Annotated in this window: 20 protein-coding genes; 10 read left to right on the forward strand and 10 right to left on the reverse strand. The window is 69.3% G+C overall.

Going from position 1 to position 22,669, the window contains the following annotated elements; genetic code table 11:
* Positions 1-119 precede the first annotated feature (119 nt).
* The 7 genes from ccrA to LY05_RS10015 all read left to right on the forward strand — a co-directional run bounded on the left by ccrA (position 120) and on the right by LY05_RS10015 (position 7,222).
* On the forward strand, positions 120-1,412 hold the full coding sequence (ccrA, locus tag LY05_RS09985; protein WP_148923070.1) for a crotonyl-CoA carboxylase/reductase: 1,293 nt from the start codon (positions 120-122) through the stop codon (positions 1,410-1,412).
* Positions 1,413-2,070: 658 nt separating this feature from the next.
* Complete coding sequence (locus LY05_RS09990) at positions 2,071-2,802, forward strand: helix-turn-helix transcriptional regulator (RefSeq protein ID WP_072747199.1); 732 nt, start codon at positions 2,071-2,073, stop codon at positions 2,800-2,802.
* Positions 2,803-2,892: 90 nt separating this feature from the next.
* The gene (locus tag LY05_RS09995; RefSeq protein ID WP_072747047.1) at positions 2,893-3,522 is read left to right on the forward strand and encodes an acyl-homoserine-lactone synthase; all 630 of its coding nucleotides are present in this window, start codon (positions 2,893-2,895) and stop codon (positions 3,520-3,522) included.
* 87 nt (positions 3,523-3,609) lie between these two features.
* On the forward strand, positions 3,610-3,957 hold the full coding sequence (locus tag LY05_RS10000; RefSeq protein ID WP_148923071.1) for a hypothetical protein: 348 nt from the start codon (positions 3,610-3,612) through the stop codon (positions 3,955-3,957).
* Between the two features lie 154 nt (positions 3,958-4,111).
* Entirely contained in the window at positions 4,112-4,837 is a 726-nt protein-coding gene (locus LY05_RS10005; protein ID WP_072747046.1) for a helix-turn-helix transcriptional regulator, read from the forward strand.
* Positions 4,838-4,923: 86 nt separating this feature from the next.
* Positions 4,924-5,571, forward strand: coding sequence for an acyl-homoserine-lactone synthase (locus tag LY05_RS10010; RefSeq protein ID WP_072747045.1), 648 nt, complete (start codon positions 4,924-4,926; stop codon positions 5,569-5,571).
* Between the two features lie 91 nt (positions 5,572-5,662).
* Positions 5,663-7,222, forward strand: coding sequence for an ATP-dependent DNA helicase (locus tag LY05_RS10015; RefSeq protein WP_249041927.1), 1,560 nt, complete (start codon positions 5,663-5,665; stop codon positions 7,220-7,222).
* Between the two features lie 3 nt (positions 7,223-7,225).
* Here the strand turns inward: LY05_RS10015 and LY05_RS10020 are convergent, their stop codons facing one another.
* The gene (locus LY05_RS10020) at positions 7,226-8,722 is read right to left on the reverse strand and encodes a helicase HerA-like domain-containing protein (protein WP_148923072.1); all 1,497 of its coding nucleotides are present in this window, start codon (positions 8,720-8,722) and stop codon (positions 7,226-7,228) included.
* A gap of 204 nt (positions 8,723-8,926) precedes the next feature.
* Here LY05_RS10020 and LY05_RS10025 point away from each other — a divergent pair, with 204 nt between their 5' ends.
* Positions 8,927-9,874 carry a cyclase family protein gene (locus LY05_RS10025; RefSeq protein ID WP_148923073.1) on the forward strand — a complete coding sequence of 316 codons (948 nt, stop codon included), beginning with the start codon at positions 8,927-8,929 and terminating at the stop codon, positions 9,872-9,874.
* A 39-nt stretch (positions 9,875-9,913) separates the two neighbouring features.
* Here LY05_RS10025 and LY05_RS10030 read toward each other — a convergent pair whose 3' ends face one another.
* The 8 genes from LY05_RS10030 to LY05_RS10065 form a co-directional block, all read right to left on the reverse strand.
* On the reverse strand, positions 9,914-10,108 hold the full coding sequence (locus tag LY05_RS10030) for a PLDc N-terminal domain-containing protein (protein ID WP_245728492.1): 195 nt from the start codon (positions 10,106-10,108) through the stop codon (positions 9,914-9,916).
* Positions 10,109-10,127: 19 nt separating this feature from the next.
* Positions 10,128-10,949 carry a purine-nucleoside phosphorylase gene (locus LY05_RS10035; RefSeq protein ID WP_148923074.1) on the reverse strand — a complete coding sequence of 274 codons (822 nt, stop codon included), beginning with the start codon at positions 10,947-10,949 and terminating at the stop codon, positions 10,128-10,130.
* Positions 10,950-10,972: 23 nt separating this feature from the next.
* Positions 10,973-12,268, reverse strand: coding sequence for an amidohydrolase family protein (locus LY05_RS10040; protein ID WP_148923075.1), 1,296 nt, complete (start codon positions 12,266-12,268; stop codon positions 10,973-10,975).
* A 121-nt stretch (positions 12,269-12,389) separates the two neighbouring features.
* Positions 12,390-13,592 (reverse strand): calcium-binding protein, encoded by a 1,203-nt coding sequence (locus LY05_RS10045; protein ID WP_148923076.1) that lies wholly within the window; start codon positions 13,590-13,592, stop codon positions 12,390-12,392.
* A 108-nt stretch (positions 13,593-13,700) separates the two neighbouring features.
* On the reverse strand, positions 13,701-14,336 hold the full coding sequence (locus LY05_RS10050; RefSeq protein ID WP_148923077.1) for a response regulator: 636 nt from the start codon (positions 14,334-14,336) through the stop codon (positions 13,701-13,703).
* Positions 14,333-15,742 (reverse strand): sensor histidine kinase, encoded by a 1,410-nt coding sequence (locus tag LY05_RS10055; RefSeq protein ID WP_249041928.1) that lies wholly within the window; start codon positions 15,740-15,742, stop codon positions 14,333-14,335. The genes LY05_RS10050 and LY05_RS10055 overlap by 4 nt, the downstream gene beginning before the upstream one ends.
* A 58-nt stretch (positions 15,743-15,800) precedes the next feature.
* The gene (gene cueR / locus LY05_RS10060) at positions 15,801-16,199 is read right to left on the reverse strand and encodes a Cu(I)-responsive transcriptional regulator (RefSeq protein ID WP_148923078.1); all 399 of its coding nucleotides are present in this window, start codon (positions 16,197-16,199) and stop codon (positions 15,801-15,803) included.
* A complete protein-coding gene (locus LY05_RS10065) occupies positions 16,196-18,628 on the reverse strand; it encodes a heavy metal translocating P-type ATPase (RefSeq protein ID WP_211356318.1) in 2,433 nt (810 codons plus the stop codon). The genes cueR and LY05_RS10065 overlap by 4 nt, the downstream gene beginning before the upstream one ends.
* A 133-nt stretch (positions 18,629-18,761) precedes the next feature.
* Between LY05_RS10065 and LY05_RS10070 the strand changes: the two genes are divergently transcribed.
* Together LY05_RS10070 and LY05_RS10075 are read left to right on the forward strand one after the other, a co-directional pair.
* Positions 18,762-19,310, forward strand: a complete 549-nt coding sequence (locus tag LY05_RS10070) for a GNAT family N-acetyltransferase (RefSeq protein WP_072747035.1) — start codon at positions 18,762-18,764, stop codon at positions 19,308-19,310.
* A 97-nt stretch (positions 19,311-19,407) separates the two neighbouring features.
* Positions 19,408-21,174, forward strand: a complete 1,767-nt coding sequence (locus tag LY05_RS10075; protein WP_170258965.1) for an ATP-binding protein — start codon at positions 19,408-19,410, stop codon at positions 21,172-21,174.
* Positions 21,175-21,462: 288 nt separating this feature from the next.
* On the opposite strand, the gene LY05_RS10080 is transcribed toward LY05_RS10075, so the two are convergent.
* Positions 21,463-22,473 carry a porin gene (locus LY05_RS10080; RefSeq protein ID WP_148923080.1) on the reverse strand — a complete coding sequence of 337 codons (1,011 nt, stop codon included), beginning with the start codon at positions 22,471-22,473 and terminating at the stop codon, positions 21,463-21,465.
* Positions 22,474-22,669 lie beyond the last annotated feature (196 nt).

Here is a 22,669-nt window from a genome sequence, read left to right on the forward strand (position 1 = left end):
CGCACAAAACGCTTGCAAGGCCGCGCGAGCAATGTCATTCCTCAAGCCAGACGAAATTAGCACGATTGTTGCGCACGGCCGCGTCGGCCGACCGCGCCGCAACATGGAAGGAGACCCTCATGGCCCCCCTCGACACCCCCGCCGCCCCGATCGAATACGAGGCGCCGATCAAGGACCTTTACGAAGTCGGCGAAATTCCGCCCCTGGGCCATGTGCCCAAGAAGATGTATGCCTGGACCATCCGGCGCGAGCGCCATGGCGAGCCCGAGAAGTCCATGCAGCTCGAGGTCGTGGACGTTCCCGAGATCGACAGCCACGAGGTGCTGGTCTTCGTCATGGCCGCCGGCGTCAACTACAACGGCGTCTGGGCGGGGCTGGGCGTGCCGATCTCGCCCTTCGACGTGCACAAGGCCGAATACCACATCGCCGGCTCGGACGCGTCGGGAATCGTCTGGAAGGTCGGCGACAAGGTCAAGCGCTGGAAGGTCGGCGACGAGGTCGTGATCCACTGCAACCAGGACGACGGCGACGACGAGGAGTGCAACGGCGGCGATCCGATGTTCTCGCCCAGCCAGCGCATCTGGGGCTACGAGACGCCCGACGGCTCGTTCGCGCAGTTCACCCGCGTGCAGGCGCAGCAGCTGATGAAGCGGCCGCAGCACCTGACCTGGGAAGAATCGGCCTGCTACACCCTGACCCTGGCCACCGCCTACCGGATGCTGTTCGGCCACCGCCCGCACACGCTCAAGCCCGGGCAGAACGTGCTGGTCTGGGGCGCCTCGGGCGGCCTCGGCTCCTACGCGATCCAGCTGATCAACACGGCCGGCGCGAACGCCATCGGCGTCATCTCGGACGAAGACAAGCGCGACTTCGTCATGGGGCTGGGCGCCAAGGGCGTCATCAACCGCAAGGACTTCAACTGCTGGGGCCAGCTGCCCAAGGTCGGCACGCCCGAATACAAGGCCTGGTTCGACGAGGCCCGCCGCTTCGGCAAGGCGATCTGGGAGATCACCGGCAAGGGCAACAACGTCGACATCGTGTTCGAGCACCCTGGCGAGGCGACGTTCCCCGTCTCGACCTTCGTGGTCAAGCGGGGCGGCATGGTGGTGATCTGCGCCGGCACGACCGGCTACAACCTGACCATGGACGCGCGCTACGTCTGGATGCACCAGAAGCGCATCCAGGGCAGCCACTTCGCCAACCTCAAGCAGGCCAGCCAGGCCAACCAGCTGATGCTGGAGCGGCGTCTGGACCCGTGCATGTCCGAGGTCTTCCCCTGGAGCGACATTCCCAAGGCGCACATGAAGATGATGCGCAACGAGCACAAGCCGGGGAACATGGCGGTGCTGGTCAGCGCGCCGCGCACGGGGCTGCGCACCTTCGAGGACGCGCTCGCGGCTTCGCGGAACTGATTCGCCACGGGCGAATCACCCTGACGAACACTGCCGGCGGAGGGTCGAAACAAGGCGGCCCTCCGCCCTTCTTTTGCCGCAATTGACAACTTGACGCAACGTCTTCCGAGGCTTAGACGGCCCGGCCTCGCGATTTCCGAGGAATGTTTCGCCTTCCAGATTAACCTATTCTTCTGAACGTAGCGTGGCGTAAGCGAGTGACGACAAGCGTAGCGAGCGTAAAGGCGGCGTCGGATTCGGGCCAGGGGCGAGTGCGCCCCAGACCCTGATCCGGCCCCGGAAAGCCGGGCCTTTCGCCTCAAGGCGGCGAAGAGGCTGCGCGATTCGCCTGCATCGAGGGCGGTCGCACGGCTTGCGGCGATCTTCCGCGCACCCCAAACGCGGCGGATTGCGGCGCCCGGGAGCTGGCCGCCGGCGTGCGTTCAGGGGGTGGCCGCGCGTAAGCGTTTGAAACGGCCGCATTGTGGTGCGTGTTGCGTGGCCGGTCCATCAGTCATCCCCTGGCGCCGTCGCAGGGAGGGCCTGATTGGCGTGTCCTCGCGCCCGGCTCCACCGGCGGTGGAGCGGGCCGCTCATCCGGCGTTCAGGTCGCCGGACATGGCTTGAGCGCGGCGCAGATAGTATGCTCCGCGACATCGAGACGTGTCAGGCGGAACCCATGTCGGAGCGCATACGCGCCATCATCGAAAGGCTTCCCGAGTTCAGAACCGTGGAGGACGTGCGTCGCTTCGCGGATCTCATTCGGGACGTCTACGACGTGGATCATGTGGTCTACGTGGTCATGTCCTTCGGCGGCGACCCCGGACAAGGGGCGTATGAGTTCGGCGAGATCACGTATCGAGCCGAGTGGTCGCAACGATATCTGGAGGAGAACTACAAGGAGGTCGACCCGACGGTCATCGGCGCGGTGCAAAGCTTCACCCCGCTCGACTGGAAGCGTCTGGACTGGAGCCCGCGCAAGCGGCGCAACCTGATCCTCGAGGCGGTGGATGCGGGCGTCGGCAACCAGGGCTACACGGTGCCCATTCGCGGCCCCAACGGCCAGTTCGCGGTGCTGACGATCAACAAGACATGCACGGACGCCGTCTGGGAGCGCTACCTGGCCGAAACGGCCACGGATTGGCTGCTTGTGGCCAATTTCATGCACCAGAAGGTGTTGGAGATTTTTTCGGTCGACGAAGAGAAAGGACTTCCTGCTCTTTCGCCGAGGGAACGCGATGCATTGGCGATGATTTCGTCGGGCATGAGCAGAAGCCAGATCGCCGAATCGCTCAAAATCTCCGAAAACACGCTGCGAGTTTATTTGGACAGCGCCCGCAACAAGCTGGGCGGACTGAACATGCCTCATGCTGTCTCAATAGCGGTAAGAACAGGTATAATAAACATTTAGAGTTTGACATGAAAAATTAACCTTTCATTCAGTTAACATTCATGGTTAATTGCCGATCATGGCCTCCCCTGCTTCCCCAAGGAGAGTGCCATGATCCGCTATGTTTACGCCCACGAACTCGACAAGCATCCCCGCCTGGTCGACGAGATGTTCAAGGACCGCGCCCGGCAATTCCGCGACCGGATGAAATGGGACGTCCATGTGGACGAGAACGGGTGGGAGCGCGATCAGTATGACCCGCTTGGCCCGCTCTACATCATCTACGAACGCGAAGACGGCAGCCATGGCGGCTCGGGCCGGCTCATGCCCACCACCGGCCGCACCATGATCGGCGAGCATTTCTCGCACCTGACCGACGGCGTCGTCATCAGCTCGCCCACGATCTGGGAGATCACGCGCTTTTGCGTCTCGCCAAGCGTGCGCTCGGCGCGCGAGGCGATGCACATCACCACCTCTCTGCTGCTCGCGGGCATCGACGCGGGGCTTCGCTTCGGCGTCGAGTTCTACGTCGCGGTGTTCGACGAGCCGATGCTGCGCGTCTATCGCAGCCTGGATTTCGCGCCCGACGTGATGGGCGCCGCCGGCGAAGGCCGCAAACGCATCTGCGCGGGCATCTGGCCCTGCACCGAAGAGGTTCGCGACAAGATGGCGCGCCGCGTCGCCGAGCACGAGCAGATCGCCGCCGCGGCGCGAGAGCTGGAATTCGCCATCGCCGCATGAGCGCCCCGACGGGCCGGGGAAGCGGCCGCGCCGCGCGCGATGCGCGGTGCGGCCCTTGCTTTTCCCGATCGCCCGGAACCTGCCGGGATGATGAAGGCCGAGTTAACGGCGTTTCGATTCGCTCGGAAAAATTTCCTTGTCTTTCAGACTTTTGATCGCTCCCCCCTCACCATTTTCGATGAGCTTGTTTTGGTGAATGGCGCCAGACGCGCAGCCGGGGCAATCTTTGGTCATCAGGGATCAACCGATGGGAGAAGCCCGGTGAAGAACGAATGGATGATCGACGTCCTTGCCGACCTTCGGCAGTTCGCGCTGCGGAATTACTACATCAGCCTTGCCGAACAGATCGACGACGCCATCGTCGTCGCCGCGGTCGAGCTGAAGAAGCGCGCTTCGAGCGGATCGGACTCCGCCCCGAGCGAAACCCACGCCTGAACCTGGATGCGACGCTCTGACGGAGGCGGCGAAGGCGCGCGCAATTAGAAGTTGAAATGAATCATGGTTAATCTATCCTGACCCCGCACCCGGCGTGCGGGGCGGGACTGCTTGCGCCCTGACGCCGAAGATCCACGGCGCAGCGGAGCAGGCCATGAGCGAGAAACTCCAGACGATCGTCGATCAGCTTCCTCAAGCCGTCACGGAAGAAGGACTCCGGCGTCTGCTGGTGAAGGTGCGCAAGCTCTACGACCTGGACAACGCCATATACTACGCGCTTTCTCTGGGCGGCGACCGGGCGGCCGAGGAGTTCGGCGCCATGACCTACTCGCCGGACTGGCACGCGCGTTACGAAGAGGCCGGCTATCGCTACACCGATCCGACCGTGGTCGCGATGCAAAGCGGCTTCGCGCCGGTCGAGTGGCGCCACCTGGACTGGAGCGGGCAAGCGAATCGCCGCCTTCTGGCCGAAGCCGCCGAGTTCGGCGTGGGGAATCACGGCTACTCGATTCCGCTGCACGGCCCCATGGGGCAGTTCGCGATGTTCAACGTCTCGAAATCCTGCACCGAACGCGAATGGGCGCTGCTCATCCAGGAGATCAGCCAGGAGCTTTTGATTCTGGCGCACAGCATCCACACCCATTCGATGTCCTCGCTGAACATCGAGACGAGGCTGCCCTCCAAGACCCTGTCGCCGCGCGAACGCGACGTGCTGACGCTGATTTCGCAAGGCGTGCGGCGCGCGCAGATCGCCGAAAAGCTGCAAATCTCGGAAAACACGCTGCGGGTTTACCTGGAATCGGCGCGGAACAAGCTGGGCGCGGTCAACACCTTTCATGCGGTTGCGAAGGGCGTGAAGGCGGGAATAATCCGCGTCTGATGCACGATTTGTTAATCATTTCGTGATTCCGCGAAAATTTACCTCTTTGTGGAATCCTTGGCGCATCCCCCAACAGGAGTGCGCCCATGATCCGTTTCGTCTACGGCTCCGATCTGCCTGCCTTTCCGCGCCTTGCCGACTCCATGTTCCGCGACCGCGCGGCCCAGTTCCGCGACCGCCGCGCCTGGGATCTGCGCATCGACGAGAACGGGTGGGAGACCGACGAATACGACCGCATCAACCCGCTCTACTGCATCTACGAGCTGCCCGACGGCACGCATGGCGGATCCGGTCGCCTGGCCCCGACCACGGCGGGCTGCATGATCAACGATCATTTCTCGGACATCCTCGGCGGCACGATCGAAAGCCCGCTCATTTGGGAGAGCACGCGCTTCGTCGTCTCGCCGCGCATCAGCGGCGGCATGCAGGCGGCGCGGCGCATCTCGACGGCGCTGATGCTGGCCGGAATCGAAGTGGGCCTGCGCTACGGGCTGACCCACTACATCGGCTGCTACGATCCGCCCATGCGCCGCATCTGGCGCAACGCGGGCTGGCCGGCCGAGGACATCGGCGCGCGCGGAACCGGGCGCGACCAGATCATCGTCGGCGTGTGGGAAATCTCGGAACAGGTGCGCCAGAACATCCTGGACCGCGCGCCCGAGGGGCTGCGCCTGGGCGCGATCCCGCCCATCGTTCCGCACGCGGCCATTCCGGCGCTGGCCCGCGCGGCCTGATCGGGCGCCCGGCGCGCGGCGGTTTCCATGCGCCGCGATCCGGGCTAAGGCTTGGGCGGGCCAAGCGGGGCCCGAAGCGACAGAGCCAGACGTGACCACCACGCCCGCCCAAAGCCAAGCGCCAGGCGACCTTGCGCTGTCCGACGACCAGGCCGCCGCATTCGCGGCCGTCGCCGCCGCGCTGCGCCGTCATGGCGTCGATCTGAGCGGCGGCGCGACCATGGCGCGCGCCGACGGACCGGCCGAGGTCATGGCCGTTCTGGGCCGCGCGGGATCGGGCAAGACGCGTCTCTTGTCGCTGCTGGTCGAGGCGCTGAGCGCCGCCGGGCTCGAGCCTGTGACGGGCGACTGGGAAGGGCGCCGCAACAAGGACCGGCGCAGCTTCGCCGTGCTTGCGCCCACCAACAAGGCGGCCAGCGTGCTGCGCAATCTGGGCGTGCCGGCGACCACGATCCACCGCATCATCTACACTCCGGTCTACGACCCGCAGTTCGAGAAGATCGCCGAATGGCTGGCCGGCGAGGGCGAACGCCCCGAGGTCGAGAACATCGAGGACGAACAGCTCGACCGCGTGCGGGCCAGCTACGAGCGGCACAAGTCCATACCGGGCGCGCTGGCGGCCATAGGGCTGCGCGGCTCGGACTTCATCACCGGCTGGGCGCGGCGCGACGATCCGCTGGACATCGCGCTGGTGGACGAGGCCTCGATGCTGGACGACAAGCAGCTTGAGGATCTGCGCCAGATCTTCGGGCTGATCGTGCTGTTCGGCGACCCGGCGCAGCTGGCGCCGGTCGGGCAGTCGGGGGCCATGGTGTTCGACGCGCTGGGGCCGGATCGGCGGATCGAGCTGTCGCGCATTCACCGGCAGGCGGCCGGCAACCCCATTCTCGACATCGCGCACGCGCTGTCCGATCCCGACATCGGCTTCGAGGACTTCGAGCGCCTGATCGAGCGCGCCGCGCGTCAGGACCCGCGCGTTGTCGTCGCCGAGCGCGCAGATCCGACGTTGATGGCGCGCTCTCCCATGCTGGTCTGGCGCAACGCCACGCGCATCCGCCTGATCGACGCCTTCCGCAAGGTGCATGGCGCGCCCGAGGACGCGCTCTTGCCGGGCGAGCCGCTGATCTGCGACGGCATCGAGCTGCCGGCGCGCCATCGCAAGAAGCGCATCGACCTCGAGGCGCGCGGCCTGGTGAAGGGCGCGCAATGCGTCTTTCTGGGCCCCGGGCGGCGCAAGGGCTTTGCAAAGCTGCATATCCTGGGCGCCGAAGAGCCGCAGATCAGCGTCGCCTCGATCATTCGGATCGAGCGCCCCGATCAGGAAGAGCCCTTCATTCCCGCCGCGGCCGCCATGGGCGCGACCTTCGTGCATGGCGCGGCGGCGACCATCCACAAGGCCCAGGGTTCGCAATGGCCAAGCGTTCAGGTCTTTGCGCCCGACCTGTGGGCGGCCTGTCGCGCGGGACGCAGCGACGCGGGCATGCCGCTGTGGAAGCGCCTTGCCTATGTCGCCGTCACCCGCGCCGAAGAGCGCCTCATCTGGGTCACGCGCAACCGCATGGCCCGCCCGCAGGCGTCGCTCGGCGTCGAGGATCTGCGCCTGGCCGCCCCCGCGCCGCTGACCCTGTCGGATCAGGACCCCGACGGCTGAGCGTCAGCGGCCCCGAAAGATGCCGCCCAGCACGCCCCGCACGATCTCGCGCACAAGGCGCGTGCCGATGCTGCGCGCCACCGACTTGGCGAAGGCCTCGCCGACGCTGTCCGAGCGCGAGGCGCGGCTGCGCGTGCGCGCCTGAGGGGCCGACTCGGCCTTTTGGGCCTTCTCGGCCTCTTCGGCGGCGCGTTCGGCGCGCTCGGCCAGGATCTCGTAGGCGCTATGGCGGTCGAGCGGCCGGTCATACAGACCCGCCACCGGCGACGCGCGCCGCGCGGCCTCGAGCGCGGCGGGCTCGGCCGGACCAAGGCGCGACGAGGGCGGCCGGATCAGCGTCCGCTGCACGACGCCCGGCCTGCCCTTGCGGTCCAGCGTGGACACCAGCGCCTCGCCCACGCCCAGATTGGGAATGACCTCTTCGGCGTCGAACTCGGGATTGGGGCGGAAGGTTTGCGCGGCGGCGCGCAGCGCCTTCTGGTCGCGCGGCGTGTAGGCGCGCAGCGCATGCTGCACGCGCGAGCCCAGCTGCCCCAGCACGTCGTCCGGCACGTCGGCGGGGTTCTGGGTGATGAAGAACACCCCCACCCCCTTCGAGCGAATCAGCCGCGCCACCTGCTCGACCTTGTCCACCAGCGCCTTGGGCGCGCCGTCGAACAGCAGGTGCGCCTCGTCGAAGAAGAAGGCCATGACCGGCTTTTCCGGGTCGCCGACCTCGGGCAGCTCCTCGAACAGCTCGGACAGGAGCCAAAGAAGGAAGGTCGCGTAAAGCCGCGGCGAGGACATCAGCCGCCGCGCCGCCAGCACGTTGATGCGCCCCTTGCCGCCATCCTGCGCGATCATGTCCGACAGGCGCAGCGCCGGCTCGCCGAAGAACTGGGCCGCGCCCTGGTTCTCGAGCACCAGCAGCCGCCGCTGGATCGCCCCCACCGACGCCGCCGAAACGTTGCCGTAGCGCGCCGACAGCTCGCGCGCGCGCTCGGAGACATGCGTGAGCATGGCGCGCAGATCCTTGAAGTCGAGCAGCAGCAGCCCTTCCTCGTCGGCAAGCCGGAAGACGATGTTCATCACGCCTTCCTGCGTCTCGTTCAGATCCAGCATGCGCGAGAGCAGAAGCGGCCCCATCTCGGACACCGTGGCGCGCACGGGGTGCCCCTCTTGCCCGAACAGGTCCCAGAAGACGACGGGAAAGCCCTGATAGCCGAAATCGTCGAAGCCGATCTTGCGCGCCCGCTCGAGGAAGGCGCCGTGCAGCTTGTGATCGGGCGATCCGGGCTGGCACAGGCCGCTCAGATCGCCCTTCACGTCGGACAGGAACACCGGCACGCCGGCGTTCGAGAACCCCTCGGCCATGATCTGCAACGTCACCGTCTTGCCCGTGCCGGTGGCGCCGGCGATCAGGCCGTGCCGGTTGGCCTTGTCCAGCCGCAGATGCTGGGGCTGGGCGTAATCCTTGCCGCCGCCGCCCAGGAACACGCCCTTCGCGTCGATCTCGTTCATTGTCGCCTCCGCCTTTGGGCAAGACAGACACGGGCGCGGGGCCAAGGGCAAGCCCCTCGGCCGTTTCGAATCGGGCGGGGCGCGCGGCGGGGGCGCGAATCGCTTGACCGCGGCGGTTTGTCGCGCCCATGATTTGCGAAATTTGATTTCGCTTTTTTCTCGCCGGCCGCCGCGCGCGGCCCGCTTTCAGAAAGGAAGACGCTCATGCGCAGATCCATCGCCGCCTGCATCGCAGCCGCCGCGCTCATGGCCGGGGGCGCGGCCCTCGCCGACGATTGCGCCCATTCGAAATGGGGCCCGGAAGACGAGATCGGCTCGGCCAACCTCGTCACGCCCGAGAACACGCTTGCCGCGCTGAAGCTGGTCAAGCAGGGCAAGTCGCTGCCGCTGGGCATCGTGATCGACAGCTCGACCCCGGCCTTCCCGCCGCGCTCGCTTTCGCTCGAAGTCGTGCAGCCCGGCCAGCAGGGCGGCAAGAAGCTGACCCAGTTCGGCTATGAGGGCAATTACAACGACGACCTGGTCCAGACCTGGCTGGGCATCGGCAGCCAGATCGACGGCCTCGGCCATCTGGGCGAGAAAGGTTACTACTACAACTGCAACGACGAGAAGGACATCGCCGAGCTGACGGGTCTCAAGCGCCTTGGCACGCACAACATCCCGCCGCTGGTCGGGCGTGGCGTCGTGCTGGACATGGCCGCCGCGGCGGGCAAGCCGCATCTCGAGGCCGGCGACCACTTCGGCCCCGAAGAGATCAAGGCCGCCGCCAGGGCGCAGGGGGTCGAGCTGCGCAAGGGCGACATCATCCTGTTCCACACGGGCTGGACCGAGGCCATGCTCGAAGCCGACCCCAAGGCCTGGGTGTCCGGCGAGCCGGGCGTGAGCGTCGAGGGCATGCGCTACCTGGTCTCGCTCGAGCCCATGGCCATCGGCGCCGACACCTGGGGCGTCGAGCCCATTCCGCCGGCGCCGGGCGACGGGGCCTTCTACGGCCATGTGGTCGCGCTGAAGGAAAACGGCGTCTATCTGCTGGAAACCATGAACACCGGCCCGCTCCTGCGCGAGGGCGTGAACGAATTCATGTTCGTGCTGGGCCAGGCCCGCATCCGCGGCACGGTGCAGATGATCATCAACCCCGTGGCGCTCTACTGACCCTCGGCGCCGGCCGCCCCGAACGGGCGGCCGGCCCCCTCAGCGCGCCGAGCGCGGGCCGAACAGGAGCCAGGCCAGAAAGCCCAGGAGCGGCAGCAGCAGCACCGCCAGCACCCAGGCCACCTTCGCCCCCGTTCCCGCATTCGAGCCGATCACCGAGACGATCGCCCATATGTCCAGCGCCAGGAGCGCCAGCCCCCAGAGCCCCATTCCGTGCATTCCGTGAAAAGGCATCTCGCGCTCCTTCCTCGCCTCAGGGCAATGCGGGGATCAGCCGGGCCAGGATGCGGCCGATCTTCTCGCCGGCGACGGCGGCGTTCGCCAGAACCTCTTCGATGGTGTCCGGCTGCTGATCGGGGCCGCCGTCGGCGGCGTTGGTGATGGCCGAGATCGCCGCCACCCGCATGCCGCAGTGATTGGCCGCGATCGCCTCGACGACGGTCGACATGCCCACCGCGTCGCCCCCGGCCATGCGCAGGAAGCGGCGCTCTGCCGAGGTTTCGAGCGAAGGACCCGCGACGCCCGCATAGACCCCCTCGGCCAGCGGCTCGCCCGCCTCGGCCGCCGCGGCGCGCGCCAGCGCGCGCAGCTCGGGATCATAGGCGCGGCTCATGTCGGGAAAACGGGGGCCGATGCGCTCGTCATTCGGCCCGGTCAGCGGATTGGCGCCGGTGAAGTTCAGATGGTCGGCGATCAGCATCGGCGCGCCGGGCTTCAGATCGGGGTTCAGCGCGCCGGCCGCGTTGGTGATGACCAGCGTGCGCGCGCCCATGCGGCGCAAGAGCCGCACGGGCAGGGCGATCTGCGCCGCGCTCCACCCTTCGTAAAGGTGCAGCCGGCCCTGCATCAGCGCCACGCGCCGCCCGTGCAGGCGCCCGACGACGAAGCGCCCGGCATGGCCCGGCGCCGTCGAGACGGGAAAGCCAGGCAGCTCGGCATAGGGCAGCGCGCGCGCCTCTTGGACCTGATCGGCCAGCGCGCCCAGGCCCGAACCCAGGATCAGCGCCGCCTCGATCGGGCCGAGTTCGGCAAGGCGTCCCGCCGCGGCGTCAAGAGTGCGTTCGGCGTCGGTCATGCGGCGTCCTTCCCGTGGCGCGGTCAGGCGATGGCGGCGCGGATGCGCGGCGCAAGCGCGCGCACCGCCTCGAGCGTCGGCGCGATGTCGATGCGGGTCAAGCGGCGGTCGCGCACGATCTGCTCGCCGGCGACGAACACATGGCGCACATCCGCGCGGCCGGCCGAGTAGACAAGATGCGTGAGCGGGTCGAACATCGGCGCCGCATGCGGGCCCGAGACGTCGATCAGGATCATGTCGGCCTGCTTGCCCACCTCGATCGTGCCGATGCGGTCGCCCAGCCCCATCGCCTCGGCGCCCGCCTGGGTGGCCATGCGCAGCGCCTCATGCGTCGAGACCGCGTCGGCGCGGCCGGTGGCGGCCTTGTGGATGGTGGCGGCCAGGCGCATCGCCAGCCACATGTCCAGATCGTTGCCCGAGATGGCGCCGTCGGTCCCCAGCGTCACGCGCACGCCGGCGGCCAGCATGTCGGGGATGCGGGCGAAGCCGCTGGCCAGCTTGAGATTAGACAGCGGGTTGTGCGCCACCGCCGCGCCGGTTCGCGCCAGAATGGCGATCTCTTCGTCGTCGAGATGCACGCAATGGGCCAGCACCGCGCGCTCGTCCAGGGCGCCCAGCTCGTGCAGCAGCCGCACGGGCGTCGCGCCATGGCGGGTCAGCACGTCCTGCCGCTCGAAAGCGGTCTCGGAGGCGTGGATCGAGAAGATCGCGTCATGCTCGCGCGCCAGCTCGGCCGCAAGGCGCAGATTGTCCGGGCCGACGGTGTAGGCGCCGTGCGGAAACACGCCGGGGCGCAGAAAGTCGCTCGGCGGATGCTGGTCGAAGAAGGCGCGGGCGTCGTCGGGCCTGTGCGCGGCGGTCTTGCCGTCCATGCCCGGCGGGTCGAAGAACAGCCCCCCGCACGAGACGCGCACACCCACCTCGGCGGCGGCCTGAACGGTCTGCTCCGGGAACCAGAACATGTCGATGACCGAGGTCACGCCCCCCAGCGCCAGCTCGGCGAAGCCCAGGCGCGCGCCAAGGCGGCAGGTTTCGGGGTTCAGGATCGCGCCCTCGGCCTTCCAGACCGTTTGCAGCCAGGGCTCGAGGGGCAGGTTCTCGACCAGGCCGCGGAACAGGCTGTCGGCGGCGTGGCAATGGGTGTTGACCAGGCCGGGCGCCAGGATCATGCCCTGGCCGTCGATCACCTCCTGCGCGCGGTCGGGGGTCTTGCCCACCGCCTCGATGATCCCGCCCGAGACGGCGACGCCGCCCTCGATCACGGCGTCGGCGCCTGCGCCGGTCACGATGCGAACGTTGCGAATGAGGAGGTCGGTCATCTGCGGCTCCTGCGCAATGGGCTGGCTGTCGCCCACATTGATAGAGCCGCGCGGCGCGGGTTTCCACGCCCAAGACGCGCGGACCCCGGCCCGCCGGCGAGGGCGGGCCGGGGCGCAGGGGTCAGAAGATGAAGTCGCCGTCGTCGATCTGCGCCAGCGTCATGTGCTCGAGCGTGAGCGAATCGCCGCCGCCCAGGTCGATCACGACGCTGTCGCCCGCCTGGGTCATGCTCGACGCCAGATCCGCCGCGGCCGAGAAGTCGAAAGACGAAAGGTCGATGCGGTCGACGCCGTCCTGGAAGTCGTGGATCCTGTCGGCGCCGTCGCCGGGAGCGAACACGAACACGTCCGCGCCGCCGCCGCCCCAGGCGCGATCGGCGCCCGCGCCGCCTTCGATGACGTCGTCGCCCGACCCGCCGCGCACGCGGTCGTCGCCCAGCCCGCCCGAAACCTGGTCGTCGCCGCCGCCGCCCTTGACGACGTCGTCGCCCTCGTCGCCGAACACGGCATCCGCAGACCCGCCGCCGATCACGCGGTCATCGTCTGCGCCGCCATGGGCCGTGTCCGAACCCTTGCCGCCCTTGAGCCGGTCCATGCCCGCGCCGCCGTCAAGCACGTCATCGCCGTCATCGCCGCGGATGTCGTCGTCGCCCTCGCCGCCGCTGGCCTGGTCCGCGCCGGCGCCGCCGCGCAGGTCGTCATTGCCAAGGCCGCCGTCAAGCATGTCGTCGCCCGCGCCGCCGCGCAGGTCGTCATCGCCGTCGCCGCCGCGCACGTCGTCGTTCCCGTCGCCGCCGCGCAGGCGGTCGTCGTCGTCGCCGCCGTCAAGCAGGTCGTCCATGTCGCCGCCGCGCAGGTCGTCCAGGCCGGCGCCGCCGAACAGGCGGTCGCGCCCGGCGCCGCCGTCGATCATGTCGTCGCCCAGCCCGCCCCTGACGCGGTCGGCGCCGGGACCGCCGCGCAGATCGTCGTCGCCGTCGTGGCCGAAGATGTCGTCCGAGCCGCGCCCGCCGTCCACGATGTCGTCCGAGCCGCCGGCGTCGATGTGATCGTCGCCGTCGCGGCCGTTGAGGTCATCGGGCGAGTCGCCTCCCGAGATGTCGTCGTCGCCGCTCAGATCGTCGATCAGCGAGGCGTCCGCGCCGTCGGCCAGAGTCTGAAGGCGCAGCACGTCGTCCTGCGTCGCGGCGCGGCGTTCAAGCACCGTGCCGTCGCCCGCCTTGCTGGTGAAGATACCGCGCTCGATCTGCTCTTTCGAGCCGTCGGCATAGACGATCTCGATCTCGTCGTTGGAAATCTCGACCTTGATGACGTCGCCTGCCATGCCTCTCTCCTCCGTGTTCGTCGCGATGCCGGGTCATTCGACCCGTGAGTCCCAGGATCGGCGATTCGCCGCCCGTCCGACACGGACCTTGGTCCGGCGAATCGGCGTTCAGCCCCCGGGCCAGCGTTCGCGCGCCATCATGGCGGCCTCGACGCGATTGCGCGCGTGGAGTTTCTGAAGAATTGAAGTCATGTAGTGCTTGACCGTCTTTTCCTGCAGGCCCAGGGCCTCGCCGACCTCGCGGTTGCTCAGACCCTGGGCGACCAGACGCAGGATGTCCTCCTCGCGGCGGGTCAGCGCATCGACGGGCGAGGGGCCGGCGGGCCGCGCCATCTCGCCCGAGATGCGGCGCGCGACGGCGGACGAGACCCAGCTGCGGCCGGCGCATATGTCCTTGACCGCTTCGATCAGCTCGGCGGCGCCGACGCCCTTGAGGATGTAGCCCGAGGCCCCGGCGCGCAGCGCGTCGAGGATGTCGTCGTCATCCTCGGACACGGTCAGCATCGCCGCCGCGGGCGGGTCGGGCAGCGCGCGCACGCGCCGCAGGGCGGCCAGCCCGCCGCCGGGCATGGAGACGTCCAGAAGGACCAGGTCCGGCGACAGGCTGCGGGCAAGCCGGACGGCGCCGTCGGCATCCTCGGCCTGTCCGACGACGTCCAGCTCGGGGTCCTCGGACAGCGCCTTGGCGACGCCTTCGCGGAACAGGGGGTGGTCGTCGGCCAGAACGATGCGGATCGCGCTCATCGGTCGTCTCCTGCGCAAAGGATCATCGCGACCTCGGTTCCGCCCTGGGGGCGAGGGCGGACGAAGAACTCGCCGCCCAGCGATTCGACGCGGTCGCGCAGCCCCGCCAGGCCAAGGCCCGTCGACGCGCGGCCATGCGCGGCGGCTCCGGGCCCGGGGCCCGCGTCGAGAACGCGCAGGCGCAGCTCGGTCGGCGACTGGCGAAGCTCGACGCGCAGACCCTCGCCCCCCGCATGCCGGTGCGCGTTGTTCAGCGCCTCCTGCACGAAGCGGAAGATGCAGATCCGCGCCGCCGCGGACAGCGCCGGCGCCTCGTCGCCGGCGATGTCGATCCCCACCGCGTCGCGCGTGCGCATGCGGTGCGCCTCGACGGCGGCCTCGACGATCTCGGACGGGCTCAGGCGCTCGACCTCGGGGCGCGAAAGACCGCGCGAGACGGCGCGCAGCTCGCGGATCGATTCGCGCAGGGCGCTTTCGATGGCGTCGATGTCGGCGGCCGCGGCGGGCGCGGCGCGGCGCAGGGCGTCAAGGCGCAGCGCCGCGAAGGCCAGAAGCTGCGCCGGCCCGTCATGCAGATCGGCGCCGATGCGGCGCAGGGTCTGCTCGCCCGCGGCGGCCGAACGCGCCGCCGCCTCCTGCACGCGGCGGCGCAGGGCGCGATTGGTCTCGGACAGCGCGGCCAGCTCGTCAAGGCGCATGGTCAGCGCGGCGCGCTGGCGCTCGATGGTGCGGCTGCCGCGCGCGACGATGCCGAACAGCGCGGCGAAGATGGTCAGCATCGCGGCGCCGACCGCGATCCAGCTGTTGCGCCGCGCGGCGGCCAGGTCGGCGGCCAGCTTCTCGCTGCGTTCGTAGAATTCGGCCACGGCGATGATCCGGCCCGACCAGTCCTCGCGGATCGGAGAGTAGATCTCGAGCAGCGGAATGTTCAGGGCCTTCTCGCCGGCGTCCTCGTCGTCGCGAAGTTCCTGCAGGTCGGCCCGCACCTCGCCCTTCCACGCCTCGCGCAGGTTCTCGGTCGGCGCGAAGCGGCGGCCGATCAGCGCCGGATCGCTGGCGTCGGCCACAAGGCCGCCGGGCTTCCAGATCTTGTAGGAGACGACCCGCGCGCCCAGCGGCGTTTCCTCGAAGATGCGGCGCAGGGCGCGGCGCGAGTCCTCGGACAGCCGGTCGCTGCGCGCCAGCTCCTGGCTGAGCGGCGAGATCACGCTTTCCATGTAGTGCGCGGTGGCGTTGGCCGAGTTGCGCAGCACCCCATGTTCGATGCGCTCCGAGACCCAGAAGCCCGCCACCAGCGTCGCCGCCGCCATCACGACCCCGCCGACCAGCGCGAACTGCGCCGCCAGCGTTCGCCGCCGGCCGCGCGGAATGCTCATGCGGATGCGCCGCGCCTTGTGCATCGTCATGCGCGCATCTGAGCAGGCTGGGCGGGCGCGGGCAACGGACCTTGGTCCGACGATGGCGTCAGCCGCGCTCGGCTTCGCCGGCCAGACCGTCGATGATCGGGCAATCGGGGCGGTCCTGCCCGTGGCATCGCGCCACCAGATCGGCCAGCGCGGCGCGCATCTGGCGCAGCTCGTCGATGCGGCGGTCGATCTCGGCCAGATGCGCGGCGGCGATGCGGCGCACCTCGGCGGCGCTGCGCCGCTGGTCCTCGTAAAGGTCGAGCAGGGCGCGGCATTCGTCGATGCCGAAGCCCAGCCGCCGCGCGCGCGCCAGAAAGGCCAGGCGGCGGGCGTCGGCCTCGGAAAAGCTGCGGTAGCCCGAGGGCGTGCGGCTCGGGCGGATCAGCCCGATCTCTTCGTAATAGCGGATGGTCTTGGGCGGCAGCCCGCATTGCCGCGCGACTTGCGAGATGTTCATGCCGCGCCTCGGTCCATCGGGCGATCCGCCTCGGGCCGCCAGCGGCGCAAGGTCAGCGCGTTGGTGACGACCGAGACCGAGGACATCGCCATCGCCGCGCCGGCGATCGCCGGGTTCAGCAGCCCCGCCGCCGCGATCGGCAGGCACACGACGTTGTAGGCGAAGGCCCAGAACAGGTTCTGCCGGATCTTGCGCGCGGTGGCGGCCGCGACGTCGAGCGCATCGGCGACCAGCATCAGCCGCGGCCGCATGAGCGTGATCCCCGCCGCCTCGCGCGCCGCGTCCGCGCCCGAGCCCATGGCGATGCCCACATCCGCCGCGGCAAGGGCCGGCGCGTCGTTCACGCCGTCGCCGACCATGGCCACGCGCCGCCCGCCCTTGCGCAGATCGGCGACGGTCTGCGCCTTGTGCTCGGGGCGCACCTCGGCGGCGACGTCGTCGATGCCCAGCCTCCGGGCCACGCGGCGGGCGACGGCGGCGTTGTCGCCCGTCAGCAGCATGGTGCGCAGGCCGCGCGCGCGCAGCCGCGCGATGGTCGCCGGCGCGTCGGCCCGCAGCGCGTCCTCGAGCGCGGCGACGCCCAGGATTGCGCCGTCGTCGGCGATCCAGACCACCGTCGCGCCGGCCTCGGTCCAGGCGCGCGCCTGTTGCGCCAGCTCGGCGGGCGGCTCGGCCTCGACCAGCGCGCGCGTGCCGATGCGCACCGTCCGGCCGCCGACCCGCGCGATCACGCCGGCGCCGATGACGGCCTCGAACGAGTCCGGCTGTTCGGGCTCGAGCCCCCGTTCGCGCGCGGCGCGGGCCATCGCCTTGCCCAGCGGGTGCTCGGAGCCGAGCTGCGCCGAGGCGGCCAGCAGCAGCAGGGCGTTCTCGTCCATGCCCTGCGCCGGCGCCAGGGCCGTCAGGCGCGGCGCGCCCTCGGTCAGCGTGCCGGTCTTGTCGAAAACGATGACGTCGAGCCGCGCCGCGCGCTCGAGCGTCTCGATGTCGCGGATCAGGATGCCCGCGCGCGCCGCCGCGCCCGTGCCCGCGACCAGCGCGGTCGGCGTGGCCAGGCCCAGCGCGCAGGGGCAGGCGATGACCAGAACCGACACGGCGGCGCGGAAGGCGTGCTCGAACCCGCCGCCCGCGGCCAGCCAGCCGCCGAAGGTCAGCGCCGCCAGCGCCATGACCACGGGCACGAAGACGGCGCTGACGCGATCGACCAGCCGCTGGACCGGGGCCTTGCCCGTCTGGGCGTGGGCGACCAGCTCGGCGATGCGGGCGAGCGTGGTGTCGCGGCCCACGCGCTCGGCGCGGATGCGGATCAGCCCCGGACCGTTGAGCGCGCCCGCCGGCGCGACGTCGCCGGGCCCGCGGCGCACGGGCATGGATTCGCCGGTGATGAGGCTTTCGTCCAGCTCGGTCTCGCCGCGCAGGATCACGCCGTCGACGGGAATGCGCTCGCCCGGGCGCACGACGAGAACGTCGCCGACGCCGACCGCATCGACCGGGCGCTCGTGCTCCTTGCCGGCGATCAGGACATGGGCGGTTTCCGGCCGCAGCGACATCAGCTCGCGCAACGCGGCCGAAGCGGCGCGCTTGGCGCGGTTCTCGAGCGTCTTGCCCAGAAGGACGAGCGCGATGATGACGGCCGAGGCCTCGAAATAGAGATGCCCCGCCGCCCCCTCGCCCTGCGTCGCGACAAGCCAGAGGCTGTGCAGATAGGCCGCCCAGGAGCCGAGCGAGACCAGCACGTCCATGTTGCCGGCCCCGGCCCGGATCGCCCGCGCCGCCCCGACATGAAAGCGCCGCCCCGCCCAGAGCTGAACCGGCGTGGCAAGGGCCAGCTCGGCCCAGACGGGCATGCGCATGTCGAAGCCGAGCGCCATCAGGACCATCTGCCCCGCCAGCGGCGCCGCCAGAAGCAGCGCCAGCGCCAGGTCCTGCACGTCGCGCCGACGCGCGGCGGCGGCCTCGGCCTCGGCGGCGTCGTGGTCGCGCGCGCCCGCGGGCGCCGCATCGTAGCCCGCGGCCTTGACCGCCGCCATCAGCTCGGCCGGACCGGCCATGTGGGGCAGGTGACGGACGGTCGCGCTTTCGGTGGCAAGGTTGACCGCGGCGTCGATCACCCCCGGCGTGCGGCGCAGGGCCTTTTGCACCGTCGCCGCGCATCCGGCGCAGGTCATGCCCCGGATCGCCAGATCGGTTTGCGCCAGCCGCACGCCGAAGCCGGCCTTGCGCACGGCCTCGACCAGCGCCGCAGGGTCCGCCGCGCCGTCGATGTCGGCGCGCTCGAGCGCGAGGTTGACCTGCGCGTCCCGCACGCCCTCGACCTCGCGCAGGGCGCTCTCGACGCGGCGCGCGCATCCGGCGCATGTCATGCCGGTGATCTCGAGCGAAACCGCCGCCTCGCGGCGCCCTTGGATCTGGTCGTCCAGAGCATTCATGGCCGTTCCTCCTGCCGGGTTGGCGCGAAGATAGGCCTTCCAGCGACTGGAAGGTCAAGGTCCTGCTCGACGCGGCCGACGACGCCAGCTAGGGTTGCACGAGTTGCAGATTGAATTATCGAGGCGAGATTTCGTGCCCATTGCGCCCCAGATCATCGTCGCGGCGGACGGCCGCCGCTTCCGGCTGCGGCCCATCCGCCCGTCGGACGCTCCGGCGCTGATGGAGGGTTACGAGACCCTGCCCGACCGCCAGAAATGGTTCCGCATGCTGCATGCCGTGCCGCATCTGACGCCCGAGCTGGCCAGGCGGCTGTGCACCATCGACCCGGCCCGCGACGTCTGCCTGGTGCTCGAACCCGAGCAGGGCGGCCCCATCGTCGCGGGCGCGCGGCTGATGGGCGACGGCGCGGGCGCGGCCGAATTCGCCGTTTCGGTGCGCGGCGACCATCAGGGGCTGGGACTGGGCCGGGCGGCGTTGCGCGCGGCGCTCGAAGCCGGACGGCGCATGGGCCTGCGCCGCATCTGGGGCGAGATCGCCGCGCAGAACGGACCCATGCTTGGCCTGGCGCGTTCGCTGGGCTTTTCCCTGCGTCCCGACCCGGACGAGCCGGGTCTGGTCCTGGCCGAGTTGCGGCCGCCCGAACAGAAGGATGCGCGTGACGAAAAGGCCGCCAGCGCATAACGTGCTGCGCTGCGAGGAGTTTTCGCTCCATACACGAAATCGAAAGCTCGCCCGGCGAAGCTGGCCCCGGCGCCAGGCCAGATTTCTGGATGATCACATGTTGGACTTCGACGAACAGAACGCCGACATCCGCGTGCTCGAGGAATTGCACGAGAACGCGGCGGCGCGCTTCCTGGCGACCACGATCGTGGGTCTCGTCGTGTTCAAGGTCGCCGGACCGATCGTCCTCCTGGCCTGGTCGCTGGGCGTCATCATCAACGAAGCGATCGAGATACTCGTCTACCAGCGCGCCTGCGTAAGGCGCGAGCCGCCCGAGCGCTGGCGGCACATGATGGAGGCCAACTTCCTCTGGGGCGGCCTGGCATTCGGCGCGGCCAGCGTCATCATATGGCTCAACGGCGGGGTGTACGATCAGATCTACGCCTTCATCCTGCTGATCGGCAGCCTTCTGCACACGATCATCTTCTTCTCGCACTCGCGTCGCCTGTTGCTGATGATGGGCGCCGCGCCGGCGCTTTATCTGGCTGCCATGCCGGCGATCATCGTCTATCGCGACTGGGAGCGGATGAGCCTGTTCGATGCGGCGCCCATGGTTCTGGGCGTGACGATGTTCCTGTTCTACTTCATCGTCGCCTCGCTCGAGAACAGCCGATCCGTGACGCGTCTTTACGCCGCGCTGCGCGAGGCGAAGACAGCCCGCCGCCAGGCCGAGGAGGCGAACCGCACCAAGTCGCTGTTCCTTGCCAACACCAGCCACGAAATCAGAACGCCCCTCAACGGCGTCCTCGGCATGGCGCAGGCGCTGGCGCGCACCGAGCTTTCGGCGTTGCAGCGCGAACAGGTCGAGGCGATCATCGCATCCGCCTCGGCCTTGAACACCATCCTGAACGACATTCTCGACGTGTCCAAGATCGAGGCCGGCAGGATGGAGCTCTCGCCGACGCCGACCGACGTTCGAGACATGCTGACCAAGACGGCGATCGTCTGGAAAGCGCTGGCCAACCAGAAGGGACTTGCCTTCGAGCTCGTCATCTCGCCAGACCTGCCGCCGCGCCTTCTGGTCGATGCGAACCGCCTGCGCCAATGCGTCGGCAATCTGGTGTCGAACGCCCTCAAGTTCACAAGCGAAGGAGGCGTGGCGGTTCATGTGACCTCGACGCCCGCCGAAGACGGTCGTCACGAGTTGCGCATCGTCGTCGACGACACGGGCATCGGCGTCAACCCCGAGCAGATCGGCGCCATTTTCCAGCCATTCGTTCAGGCCGACGCCTCGATTGGCCGGCGGTTCGGCGGAACGGGCCTAGGGCTGGCTGTGACGCGCGAAATCGCGCGCATGATGGATGGCGACGTCTCGGCGGCGCCGCGGCCGGGCGGCGGCTCGCGCTTCACCCTGACGTTGAAGGCGGCCGCGGTCGAGCCCGAAGCGGATGCGCCCGCCGCGGCGCGGGCCGCGCTGCCCCGCGCGATGCGAATCCTGGTCGTGGACGACACGCCGACCAACCGGCTTCTGGCGCGCATGCTGCTCAACGGCGACAAGCGCGTGATCGACGAGGCGGCCAACGGGCGCGAGGCGCTCGATGCGCTGGCGAAGGGGCCCTATGACCTGGTGCTGCTGGACATCCACATGCCGGAGATGGACGGCATCGAAACCATCCGCCGCCTGCGCGCGTCGCCGCCGCCGGTGCGGGACGTGCCGGTCATCGCCCTGACCGCCGATCCGGCCGAACGCGAAACCTATCTGCGCCTCGGGATGAACGGCCATGTGGCCAAGCCGGTGGATCGAGCCGCGCTGATCGCCGAGATCGCCCGCGTGACGCAGGGCGGCGCAGGGCACGCGCCGCAAGCGGGACTGGGCGCGGCCTGACGCGCCCGACAGGCCCGGGGCAAGCCGACATCACGACGACCACAAACCGAAAAGCTCCGGACCCAACCGGGCCGCTGCAACCGAAGGCGGCCGGACGCCGACTGGCCCGATGGGTTTTCCGATGCGCCCGCCGCGGATGGCGCGCCCCGTGCGCGGCGGGAGCGGCCCGGGCGTTCCACAGGCGGTGCGGGGCGCCATGACGCGGTCGACTGATCGCAGCGGTTCGAGAAACGAGAAAGGGGCGGTCCTTGCGGACCGCCCCCGGATCGAAAGCCGATTGGCTCTGGATCAGAAGCCGAGGCTCATGACGGCCATGCCGGCGGTGCCGTCGGGGTTCGTGCCGTCCGAGTTCTGGTGCTCGACGCCAAGACCCACCGACACGCCCGGCGCGAGGGCGTAGGTCACCCAGCCGGCGAACTTGTCGACCTCGTAGCCGCCAGCCAGATCCTGCTCGATGCGGGCATACTGCAGGCCGAAGCCCCAGGGGCCGGTCTTGTAGCCGATGTTGCCGACGTAGTCGTCAGTGTCGCCGGCGACCAGGGCCTGCTTGTAGTGGCCGCCCAGGACGAAGCCCATGTAGCCGATCTGAGCGCCGGCCATGAACGCATCCTCGGACGAACCGCCGTTGCCGCCCAGCTCGTCGACATAGTCCCAGCCGCCCGACAGGCGGATCTCGACGCCGTTGAACTCACCCTGGTAGTTCAGACCGATCGAGATCTGGTTGTTGTTGGCGGCGGCGTTGTTGTCGGTGACCAGCGAGTTGCTGTCGCCCGAGCCGTCCGACGAGCCGTTCGGCTGCCACGAGATCTCGGCCTGGAAGCCGTTGAAGTTCGGGGTGTTGTAGTACACGCCGATGTCGTCGCCGAAGCGGTTGTTCGACGCGAACGCGGCCGGACCGCCCGACTCGCCGAAGGCGTCATAGGCGCCGATATGCGCGCCCATGAAGTAGAGAACGCCGGTGGCCATGTTGTACGACGCGTGGTCGTCGGCGCCGATCTTGATCGAACCGAACGAGCCGGACACGCGGGCCCAGTTCTCGTCGATGATGTCGCCGCCCTGCGACCAGGCCTCGAGCTCGACCTTGCCGTCGAAGGTCAGGCCGTTGTCGGACGAGCCCTTGACCTTGAAGTGGATTTCGCCGTCGCGCAGGACGCCGATGCTGCTGTCCTGGCCGTCGATGTCGTTGGCGCCGACGCCGACGAACATGTAGCCGCCGACGGAGGCCTTGAGCGGCTCGGCCGCCTGGGCGACGGAGGCCACGGCGACCAGGGCCGTGGACATGATGAGAAGGTTCTTCATGGTGTCCCTCGCGGTTGATGCGATGTCTTGACCCTTCCGCGGGTTATCCCCGGAAGGCCACGCAGACTTTCGTCAAAAGGCGGCTTCAACGTCAAGCGACATGCGTCGCGGCGCTCAATCCGCGGACGGGTTGTGACGTGCGCGCAACAATTGCGGCGGCGCCGGGGGCGCGCGCAGGCTTTACACCGGGCGCGGC

The sequence above is a fragment of the Oceanicella actignis genome (genome assembly GCF_008124525.1).
GTDB classification, from domain to species: domain Bacteria; phylum Pseudomonadota; class Alphaproteobacteria; order Rhodobacterales; family Rhodobacteraceae; genus Oceanicella; species Oceanicella actignis.